Annotated in this window: 9 protein-coding genes; 7 read left to right on the forward strand and 2 right to left on the reverse strand. The window is 70.4% G+C overall.

Features of this window, described 5'->3' with window-relative positions:
- The first annotated feature begins 36 nt into the window (after positions 1-36).
- The 7 genes from ABD056_RS14145 (at position 37) to ABD056_RS14175 (ending at position 8,241) form a co-directional block, all read left to right on the forward strand.
- A complete protein-coding gene (locus ABD056_RS14145) occupies positions 37-927 on the forward strand; it encodes a F0F1 ATP synthase subunit gamma (protein ID WP_343867592.1) in 891 nt (296 codons plus the stop codon).
- A 79-nt stretch (positions 928-1,006) separates the two neighbouring features.
- Positions 1,007-2,431, forward strand: coding sequence for a F0F1 ATP synthase subunit beta (gene atpD / locus ABD056_RS14150; protein ID WP_343867593.1), 1,425 nt, complete (start codon positions 1,007-1,009; stop codon positions 2,429-2,431).
- Between the two features lie 113 nt (positions 2,432-2,544).
- Positions 2,545-2,946: a F0F1 ATP synthase subunit epsilon gene (locus tag ABD056_RS14155; RefSeq protein WP_343867595.1), complete on the forward strand. Its 402-nt coding sequence runs from the start codon at positions 2,545-2,547 to the stop codon at positions 2,944-2,946.
- Between the two features lie 324 nt (positions 2,947-3,270).
- Positions 3,271-4,083 carry a ferritin-like domain-containing protein gene (locus tag ABD056_RS14160; protein WP_343867597.1) on the forward strand — a complete coding sequence of 271 codons (813 nt, stop codon included), beginning with the start codon at positions 3,271-3,273 and terminating at the stop codon, positions 4,081-4,083.
- A gap of 194 nt (positions 4,084-4,277) precedes the next feature.
- Positions 4,278-6,746, forward strand: coding sequence for a putative bifunctional diguanylate cyclase/phosphodiesterase (locus ABD056_RS14165; RefSeq protein WP_343867599.1), 2,469 nt, complete (start codon positions 4,278-4,280; stop codon positions 6,744-6,746).
- Complete coding sequence (locus ABD056_RS14170) at positions 6,743-7,738, forward strand: BMP family ABC transporter substrate-binding protein (protein ID WP_343867601.1); 996 nt, start codon at positions 6,743-6,745, stop codon at positions 7,736-7,738. The genes ABD056_RS14165 and ABD056_RS14170 overlap by 4 nt, the downstream gene beginning before the upstream one ends.
- Positions 7,735-8,241, forward strand: coding sequence for a GNAT family N-acetyltransferase (locus ABD056_RS14175; protein ID WP_343867602.1), 507 nt, complete (start codon positions 7,735-7,737; stop codon positions 8,239-8,241). The genes ABD056_RS14170 and ABD056_RS14175 overlap by 4 nt, the downstream gene beginning before the upstream one ends.
- On the opposite strand, the gene ABD056_RS14180 is transcribed toward ABD056_RS14175, so the two are convergent.
- On the reverse strand, positions 8,214-8,705 hold the full coding sequence (locus ABD056_RS14180; protein WP_343867603.1) for an RNA pyrophosphohydrolase: 492 nt from the start codon (positions 8,703-8,705) through the stop codon (positions 8,214-8,216). The two genes, ABD056_RS14175 and ABD056_RS14180, sit on opposite strands and share 28 nt — an antisense overlap.
- 26 nt (positions 8,706-8,731) lie before the next feature.
- Positions 8,732-9,698: divergent polysaccharide deacetylase family protein (locus ABD056_RS14185; protein ID WP_343867604.1), on the reverse strand; the 967-nt coding region annotated here is incomplete at its 5' end.

Below are 9,698 nucleotides of genomic sequence, written 5' to 3' on the forward strand. Positions count from 1 at the left end.
GGCATCCGCAACGGCTGAAGGAAGGGTCTCTACTCCATGCCTAGCTTGAAGGACCTTCGCGGGCGTATCGCCTCGGTGAAGTCGACGCAGAAGATCACCTCCGCCATGAAGATGGTGGCGGCGTCCAAGCTGCGTCGCGCCCAGGAAGCCGCCGAAGCTGGCCGTCCCTACGCCGAGCGGATGGGTCGTATGCTGGGGAATCTGGCCGGCTCCATGGCCGGCCTCCCCGGCGCGCCGAAGCTGCTGTCCGGCACCGGCAAGTCCGACGTCCACCTGGTGGTCGTCATGACGGCGGATCGCGGCCTGTGCGGCGGCTTCAACGGCTCCATCGTGCGTGCCGCCCGCAACACGATTGCCGAGCTGCTGGCCGAGGGCAAGCAGGTCAAGGTTCTGTGCGTCGGCCGCAAGGGCCGCGACGCACTGAAGCGCGACTATGCCAGGCTCATCATCGACGGTTATGAAGGCGTGGGCCGTCGCGGCCTCGCCTTCGCCGAAGCCGACGCCATCGCCAGCCGCGTGCTGACCATGTTCGAGGCCGGCGAGTTCGACGTCTGCACGATCATTTACAACAAGTTCAAGTCGGCGATCAGCCAGGTGGTCACCCGCCAGCAGCTGATCCCGTTCGCCCTGCCGCAGGCCGCCAACGCCAACGAGGCGCCGGCCGGTCCGAAGGCGATGTACGAGTACGAGCCTTCGGAAGAAGGCATCCTGGCCGAGCTGCTGCCGCGCAACGTCGCCATGCAGATCTTCTCGGCTCTGCTCGAGAACGCCGCTTCCGAGCAGGGGGCGCGGATGGCCGCGATGGACAACGCCACCCGCAATGCCGGCGAGATGATCAACAAGCTGACGCTGACCTACAACCGCACGCGCCAGGCGATGATTACGAAGGAACTGATCGAAATCATCTCCGGTGCCGAGGCCCTTTAAGGGCGCCCCGGTTTCCCGTCTCCGTTCAGCCGACACGCAATTCAAATTCCACGTCAGTGGTACGATAGGAGTTCATTCCATGGCGCAGAACAACGTCGGTACGATCACCCAGATCCTGGGCGCCGTCGTGGACGTCAAGTTCGAAGGCGAGCTGCCGAACATCCTGTCGGCCCTTGAGGTCGACAACAACGGCAACCGGCTGGTTCTCGAAGTCGCGCAGCATCTCGGTGAGTCGACGGTCCGTACCATCGCCATGGACTCGACCGACGGCCTGACCCGCGGCGCCAAGGCGACCGCCACCGGCGCCCCGATCCTGGTGCCGGTCGGCCCCGAGACCCTCGGCCGCATCATGAACGTCATCGGCGAGCCGGTGGACGAGCGCGGCCCGGTGGTCAGCAAGGCCAAGTGGCCGATCCACCGTTCCGCCCCGACCTTCGCCGAGCAGTCGACCGAGACCGAAATTCTCGTCACCGGCATCAAGGTCATCGACCTGCTCGCCCCGTACACCAAGGGCGGCAAGGTCGGCCTGTTCGGCGGCGCCGGCGTGGGCAAGACCGTGCTCATCATGGAACTCATCAACAACGTCGCGAAGGGCCACGGCGGTTACTCCGTGTTCGCCGGCGTCGGTGAGCGTACCCGTGAGGGCAACGACCTCTACCACGAAATGATCGAGTCGGGCGTTATCGACCTCGAAGGCGGCAACTCCAAGGCCGCTCTGGTCTACGGCCAGATGAACGAGCCGCCGGGTGCCCGCGCCCGCGTCGCCCTGTCCGGTCTGACCCAGGCGGAATACTTCCGCGACGAGGAAGGCCAGGACGTGCTGTTCTTCGTCGACAACATCTTCCGCTTCACCCAGGCGGGCTCGGAAGTGTCGGCGCTGCTCGGCCGCATTCCGTCCGCGGTGGGTTACCAGCCGACCCTGTCGACCGACATGGGTGCCCTGCAGGAGCGCATCACGTCGACCAACAAGGGTTCGATCACCTCGGTGCAGGCCATTTACGTGCCCGCCGACGACCTGACCGACCCGGCGCCCGCCACCTCCTTCGCCCACCTGGACGCCACCACCGTGCTGTCGCGCCAGATCGCCGAGCTGGGCATCTACCCGGCCGTCGACCCGCTGGACTCGACCTCGCGTGCGCTGGACCCGAAGGTGGTCGGCGAGGAGCACTACAAGACCGCCCGTGAAGTGCAGCGCGTGCTGCAGGCCTACAAGTCGCTGCAGGACATCATCGCGATCCTGGGCATGGACGAACTGTCGGAAGAAGACAAGCTGACCGTCGCCCGCGCCCGCAAGATCCAGCGCTACCTGTCGCAGCCCTTCCACGTCGCCGAAGTGTTCACCGGCACCCCGGGCGTGTTCGTCCAGCTGGACGACACCATCCGCGGCTTCAAGGGCATCGTCGAAGGCTCCTACGACCACCTGCCGGAGCAGGCCTTCTACATGGTCGGCACCATCGAGGAAGCCGTCGAGAAGGCCAAGAAGATGGCTGCCGAAGCCGCGTAAGCGGTCGGTATCACAGAGGTCGGGAGCGGCCGGCCACGGTTCGGTCGCTCCCCGTCTTCGCGTAAGGTTGGGCCCACGCGCCGTTGCGGCACATACGGGCCGTCGGAGGTACCATGGCGGAAACGCTTGAATTCGAACTGGTCTCGCCGGAGAAGCTGCTGGTCTCCGAGCCGGTCGAGATGGTGGTGGTGCCGGGCGCCGAGGGCAACTTCGGTGCCCTGCCGCGCCACTCCCCCCTGCTGTCGACCGTGCGCCCCGGCGTGCTCGACATCTACAAGAACGGCGCCGTCGCCAACCGCATCTTCGTCGCCGGCGGCTTCGCCGAAGTGACCGAAGAGCGCTGCACGGTGCTGGCGGAAGAGGCCGTGCGCCTTGAGGATCTGTCCCGCGAGACGGTCGAGAAGCGGCTGCAGGCCGCCCGCGACGCCGCGCAGGAAGCCGATACCCCCGCCGAGAAGGCCCAGGCGCAGCGCCAGCTGGCGGTCGCCGAGGCCATGCGGGCGGCGCTCGCCTGAGGCATGCGGGCAGCCGCACCCGGCTGCCGCAGCGATACCGCAAGGGGCCGGTCACCGTCGGGTGGCCGGCCCCTTGCGCTTGGGGGCAGGGAGGCGCCCGGCGGACGGGCAGGGGGCGTCCGGTCGGCGTGTCCCTGTCTCCCCTGATCGGCGATGGCGCACGGCGCCGGCCTTTGCAAGCCGCGCCGCAGGGTGTAAACAAGGCCCCTTGTGCGACGCACTCGCATCCTACCGGCTTGAATCCGCTTCCTTTGCCACCAACCTGGGGGTGGGGAAACGGGCGTAACGGCAACCGACGGGCAAGTCACCATGAAACATTGGACGATGGACGACATTCCCTGGGACCGCTTCGACCGGTCGCGGGTCGACCCGGACATCCTGCGGGTGATCAAGGCCGCCGCCATGGTGGAGCGCAACGCCGCCGACTATACCGCCTACCTCCGCAACGTCTTCACCGACGACGCCTATTTCAGCGACATGGCCGCCCACTGGGAGGACGAGGAGGTGCAGCACGGCGACGCCCTCGGCCGCTGGGCGGAGATGGCCGATCCGTCGTTCGACTATCGCGATGCCTTCCGCCGGTTCCGCGAGGGCTACCAGATCCAGCTGGACGCCACCGAGTCGATCCGCGGTTCGCGCACCGGCGAGCTGATCGCCCGCTGCATCGTCGAGACCGGCACCAGCTCGTTCTACTCCGCCCTGCGCGACGCCACCGACGAGCCGGTGCTGAAGGACATCTGCCACCGCATCGCCGGCGACGAGTTCCGGCACTTCAAGATGTTCTACACCCACATGCAGAAGTACCTGGAGCGCGAGAACGTGCCGACCTGGAAGCGCATCCTGGTCGCCCTGTCGCGCATCAAGGAGTCGGAGGACGACGAACTCTCCTACGCCTACCACTGCGGCAACTTCCCCGAAGGCACCCCCTACGACCGCAAGACCGCCAACCTGGCCTATGCGGCGCGCGCCTTCAGCCTGTACCGGCCGCCGCATGTGGAACGGGCCTCCAACATGGTGCTGAAGGCGGCCGGCATCAGCCCGCAGGGTCGATTCGGCCGCTTCTTCGGCGCCATGATGTGGCGCTACATCGCCAGCCGCTCCCGCCGCATGAGCGAGGAACTGAAGGCCGCCGCCTGAGGCCGGTCCGCCGCCGGCAAAGCCCCCACTGCGCCCATGGCCGCGCTTCCCTGCCGCGCGCATTGCTGGTACCTGTAGGTGTCGGACCCTTGCCGGCAGCGATGTTCAAAAACTGTAACTGGCCGCTCTCCGGTCGATCGACATAATCCGCGGGTATTATACCTCCGTCTCCACCCTGACTCCGGGAAGACCCCATGGCCGGAGCCGCCACGCCGCCGACCCCGACCCCTCCGCCGGCGCGATTCGGAATTCGGGCCAAGCTGTGGCTCGCCTTCGTCGCCATTGCCGGCATGTCGGTGCTGGTGACCGGACTGGCGTGGGCCACCTTCGCCCGCACCGCCACGGTGCTGGACGGCTTCACGGCCGAGCGCATTCCCGGCGTGGTGGCGCTGTCGCAACTGGCGCAGCGGGCCAATGCCCTGGTGGGGGGCGCGCCCTCCATCATCTTCGCCGAAACGGACCTGCAGCTGGCGGCGGAATCGGCCAAGGTGGCGCAGGCGGAGGAAGCCTTCCTGGCCGCCCATCGCCAGGTCGCCCAGGCCCTGGGTGAAACCGTCGAGCTGCGGCGGGTGGGCGAGGCGGCGGCGCGCGCCAGCGCCAACCTGCAGCTGCTGCGCTCCGCCATGCGCCACCGCCGGGATCTGGCGGCGCAGCAGGCGGCGCTGCTGGAGCAGCTGGACGTGCTGCATCAGGAATACCGCCTGCTGGTGGCCGGTCCCGGCGAATCGGGCGGCCTGCGCTGGGCCTTCCTGACCGAGATCAACCGCCTGCTGGTGCTGCTGGCCGGCGTGCGCGATGCCGAGACCGCCGCCGACGTCAGCCGCCAGTTGCGGACCATCGATACGGTGCTGCGGTCGGTGGAGACCCTGAAGGACGAACACCTGCCGGCCATGACGCCGCAGATGGCCTCGGCCATGGCCTCCTTCCTGCAGCGCCTGCGCGGGCTGGCGGCGGGCAGCGACGGTCTGCCCGCCCTGCGCGGCCGCGAACTGGCGGCGACCGAAGTGGCCGCCGCCCGCTTTGCCGACCTGCAGCGCCAGGCCGGCGAACTGGCCACCCTCATCACCGCCCTGACGTCGGAAGCGCAGCAGGCCGCCGGGCTGGAACGCGCCGCCGCCTCCACCATGCTGACCCGCAGCAAGGTGGTGCTGGCGGTGGTGTCGGCCGCCGCCCTGGCCGGAGCGCTGCTCATCGCCTGGCTATATGTCGGGCGCAGCGTGGTGCGGCGGCTGTCGCGGCTGGACCACAGCATGCGCGCCATCGCCGCCGGCGACCTCGATCACCCGGTGCCGGTGGACGGCAGCGACGAGGTGACGGCCATGGGGCAGGCGCTGGCCACCTTCCGCGATGCCATGGGGCGGGCGGCGCATCTGGCGCGGCATGATCCGCTCACCGGCCTCGGCAATCGCATGGCCTTCGAGGCGGCGGTGACCGAGCGGCTGGCGGTCGAGGAAAGCGGCGCCGTCATCTTCCTCAACCTGGACGGCTTCAAGGACATCAACGACACCTTCGGCCATTCCACCGGCGACCGCGTGCTGGTGGCGGTGGCGGAACGGCTGCGCCGCCGGGTGCGGCCGGGCGACGTGGTGGCGCGGCTGGGCGGCGACGACTTCGCCGTGGTGGCGGCGGCCCTGAACGACAGCGACGGCAACCTCGCCGCCTATGTCGACCAGTTCGCCCAGGTGCTGGCCCAGCCGGTGGACGTGGAGGGCCTGAGCATCGAGGTGCGCGGCGCCTTCGGCATCAGCTACTTCCCGCGCGACGGCCGCCGCCCCGCCGACCTGCTGAGCCGCGCCGAACTGGCCATGAACAGCGCCAAGGCCGAGCCGGTGGGGCGGGTGCGGGTCTACACCCCGCGCCTCGGCGAGCAGCAGCAGGAGCGCAAGGCCATCCGCGGCGAGCTGCGGCGGGCCATCGACGACGGCCAGTTCCGCCTGCTCTACCAGCCGAAGATCGACATCTCCTCCGGCGCCTGCGTCGGCATGGAGGCGCTGGTGCGGTGGGAGCACCCGCAGCGCGGCCGCATCAACCCGGCCCAGTTCATCCCGGTGGCGGAACGCTCCGGCCTCATCGTGCCCTTGGGCGAGTGGGTGATGCACGAGGCCTGCCGCCAGAACCGCGCCTGGCGCGAGGCCGGCCTGCCGCCGCTGAAGGTGGCGGTGAACGTCTCGGCGGTGCAGTTCCTCTGCCAGGACGTGGTGGAGATGGTGGAACGGGCGCTGCACGGCGCCGGCCTCGGCCCCGAGAGCCTGGAGGTGGAGATCACCGAAAGCGTCATCATGACCGACGGCGCCAAGGTGCTGCGCATGCTCGACGGGCTGCGCAGCCTGGGGGTGAGCCTCGCCATCGACGATTTCGGCACCGGCTACTCGTCGCTGTCCTACCTGAAGCGGCTGCGCGTCACCTGCCTGAAGATCGACCAGTCCTTCGTGCGCGAGATGCTGCGCAACGAGGACGACGTCCGCATCACCCGCGCCATCATGAACATCGCCCGCGACTTCGGGCTGGAGGTGGTGGCGGAGGGCATCGAGACCGCCGACCACGTGGCCTTCTTCCGCTCCGAAGGCTGTCACCTGGGGCAGGGCTACTACTGGGGCAAGCCCATGGAGTCGGGCGACTTCCAGCGCTTCATCGCCGACAGCCGGCAGGCGGCCTGCGCATGAGGGGCGCCGTCGCGCGGCTGCTGCTCGTCCTGCTGGCCCCGGCGCTGACGGCCGTGCTGGCGGTGGTGCTGACGACGGCGGCAACCGCCGCGCCGCCCACCGCCGCCATCGTCTATGACGTCGGCGGCAAGATGGACAAGGGCTTCCTGCAACTGGCCTATCAGGGGGTGCAGGAGGTCCGCCGCCGGGAGGCGGCGGCGCTGGTGGAATACGAGGTGCCGGAACCGGCGGCGCGGCTGGAGGTGGTGCTGGCGGCGGCGGCGCAGCACACCTTCGTCATCACCGTCGGCGCCGGCATCGTGCCGGTGGTGGAGCAGGTGGCGCGCGAGCAGCCCAACCGCCGCTTCGTCGTCATCGACGGCGAGGCCGACCTGCCCAACGTCGCCGCCATCAGCTTCGCCGACCACGAGGCGGCCTTCCTCGCCGGCGCCATGGCCGGGCTCGCCAGCCGCAGCGGCATCGCCGGCTTCATCGGCGGGGTGGAGGTGCCGCCCATCCGCCGCTTCCGCGCCGGCTTCCGCCAGGGGTTCCAGTTCACCCGGCCGCAGGGGCGGGTGCTGGCGGCGGTGCTGGGCACCGAGTCGGCGGCCTGGGACGATCCGTTCAGCGGCCTGCTGCTGGCCCGCCAGCAGATCGAGGCCGGCGCCGACGTGCTGTTCGCCGCCGCCGGGGCGAGCGGCCTCGGCGTCTATCAGGCGGCGCGCGATGCCGGCTGCCTCGCCATCGGGGTGGACGCCAACCAGAACTACCTGCACCCCGGCACCATGCTGACCAGCGCCGTGAAGCGGGTGGACCGGGCGGTGATGGTGGCCGCCGCCATGCTCGGCCGCGATGCCTGGAAGCCCGGCCAGACGGTGCTGGGCCTGCGCGACGACGGCGTCGGCGTCGCCTTCGACGAGCACAACGCCGCCCTCACCGCCGCCATGCGGGCCGAGATCGAGCAGCTGCGCCACCGCATCACCGTCGGCGACCTGACGGTGGCAAGCGAATGAGCGGCGGCGGAGGGGGGCCCGCGGCGCTGCTGCCGGTGCTGCTGCGGCCGGCGACGGCGGCCGACCTCGACGCCCTGTTCGACATCTGGCTGACGGCGGTGCAGGCGACCCATGCCTTCCTCGCCCCGGCCGACCTGTCGTTCTATGCCGGGCTGGTGCGGCGGGAGTACCTGCCGGCGGCGGCCCTGACGGTGGCGGAGGCGGACGGCCGCCCGGCCGGCTTCCTCGGCCTGACCGGCAGCCATGTGGACGCGCTGTTCGTGGCGCCGGACAGCCATGACCGCGGCATCGGCCGGCGGCTGATCCTGGATGCGGCGGTGCAGGCCGGCGGCGCCGCCCTGACGGTGGACGTGAACGAGCAGAACGCCGGCGGCGTCGCGTTCTATCACCGTCTCGGCTTCGTGGTGACGGGGCGCTCGCCGCTCGACCCCACGGGCCGCCCCTACCCGCTGCTGCACATGCGCCGGGGGCCGGTTCAGCCGGCCGCCAGCGCCTTCACCTGAGGCCCGAACTCGGCCACCAGGGCGTCGTAGATGGGGCGCTTGAAGGGGACGATCATGGCCGGCAGGTCGTCCACCGGCGCCCACTTCCAGGCGTCGAACTCGGGGTGGCGGGTGTTGATGTCGATGTCCTCGTCGCGGCCGGTGAAGCGCAGCAGGAACCACTTCTGCTCCTGGCCGCGGTACTTGCCCTTCCACACCTTGCCCACCAGCTCCGCCGGCAGGTCGTAGCGCAGCCAGTCGGCGCTTTCGGCGATGATCTCCGCCTTGCTGGTGCCGATTTCCTCCTCCAGCTCGCGCAGGGCGGCGTCGCGGGGCGTCTCGCCCTTGTCGATGCCGCCCTGGGGCATCTGCCAGGCGTCCGGCGTGTCCTTGCGGCGGGCGACGAACACCAGCCCGTCGGCATTCACCAGCATCAGGCCGGCGCACTTGCGGTAGGGGAGGGCGGCGGGATCGACGGCGGTCATGGCGGGGCGGTCACTCCGGCAGGGGATCAGGGACGCACGACGGCCGACACCGGCGCCAGCGCGATGCCGCGCGCCTGGGCCTCGGCCAGCCAGCTGGAGACGGCATCGAAGGCGAGCGGCGTCGGCGAGATGACGGCGACGGCGCTGCCGCGTTCCTTGGCCAGCGCCTCCAGCGCCCGCAGGCGGGCGTCGATGGCGGCGCGGAAGGGGCGTTCGTCCAGCGTCAGGTCGACCACCGCCGTCGGCGTGGCGATCTGGCCGTAGGACGCCAGCTGCACGCCGCTGCTCGGCTGCAGGTACAGCAGGCCGGAGCGGGCGATGGTGTCGAGCACCGGCTTCATCAGTTCCGGCTTGGCGGTGAAGGTGGCGCCGCCACGGCCGAGCAGGCCGACATAACCGACCCCCTTGGTGAGGATGGTGTTGAGGCGGATCAGGTTGTCGTTGGCCGGCAGCAACGAGTTGAGGCCGAGCGGACCGGGATCGTGGGCCGGGAAGCCGCGGTCTTCCATGGGCAGCGCCATCATCACCTCGTGCCCGGCCTCGCGCGCCCGCTGCATGGCCTGCGGAATGTCGAAGCCGTAGGGGCTGAAGGCGAGCGTCACGCCGGCCGGCAGCTTGGTGATAGCGGCGTCGGTGGCCGCCGGCATCAGGCCGAGGTCGGCCACCACCACCGCCACCCGCGGCGTGCCGGCAGGGGCGTTGAAGGGCTTGGCGTAGGTGTTCCAGGCCTTGCGGCCGTCGGGCGCGGCGATGGGCAGCGGCCCGGCCGGCGTGTTGCGCACCAGATCGGACACCGGCGCCGCCTTCAGCGGTTCCGGCTTGCCCGGCGGGGCGGACAGGCGGTCGAAGCTGGGGGCCGGATTGCCGGCGGTGCGGACATCCGGCTTGTCCGGCTCCTCCACCGTCGCGGCGGGCGGTGCGGCAGCCGGCGGCGGCGGAGGGACGGCGGCCGTCTGCGCCTCCGCCGGCGCGGCGGCGGGGGCGGGCGCAGGG

This window comes from Caenispirillum bisanense (genome assembly GCF_039523075.1).
Taxonomy (GTDB): Bacteria; Pseudomonadota; Alphaproteobacteria; order Rhodospirillales; family Rhodospirillaceae; genus Caenispirillum; species Caenispirillum bisanense.

What these genes read in the sequence shown, in the direction of transcription:
- ABD056_RS14170 (WP_343867601.1), top strand. Translation starts at nt 6,743, where the DNA reads ATGAGGGGCGCCGTCGCGCGGCTGCTGCTCGTCCTGCTGGCCCCGGCG.
- ABD056_RS14145 (WP_343867592.1), top strand. Translation starts at nt 37, where the DNA reads ATGCCTAGCTTGAAGGACCTTCGCGGGCGTATCGCCTCGGTGAAGTCG.
- atpD (WP_343867593.1), top strand. Translation starts at nt 1,007, where the DNA reads ATGGCGCAGAACAACGTCGGTACGATCACCCAGATCCTGGGCGCCGTC.
- ABD056_RS14175 (WP_343867602.1), top strand. Translation starts at nt 7,735, where the DNA reads ATGAGCGGCGGCGGAGGGGGGCCCGCGGCGCTGCTGCCGGTGCTGCTG.
- ABD056_RS14155 (WP_343867595.1), top strand. Translation starts at nt 2,545, where the DNA reads ATGGCGGAAACGCTTGAATTCGAACTGGTCTCGCCGGAGAAGCTGCTG.
- ABD056_RS14180 (WP_343867603.1), bottom strand. Translation starts at nt 8,705, where the DNA reads ATGACCGCCGTCGATCCCGCCGCCCTCCCCTACCGCAAGTGCGCCGGC.
- ABD056_RS14165 (WP_343867599.1), top strand. Translation starts at nt 4,278, where the DNA reads ATGGCCGGAGCCGCCACGCCGCCGACCCCGACCCCTCCGCCGGCGCGA.
- ABD056_RS14160 (WP_343867597.1), top strand. Translation starts at nt 3,271, where the DNA reads ATGGACGACATTCCCTGGGACCGCTTCGACCGGTCGCGGGTCGACCCG.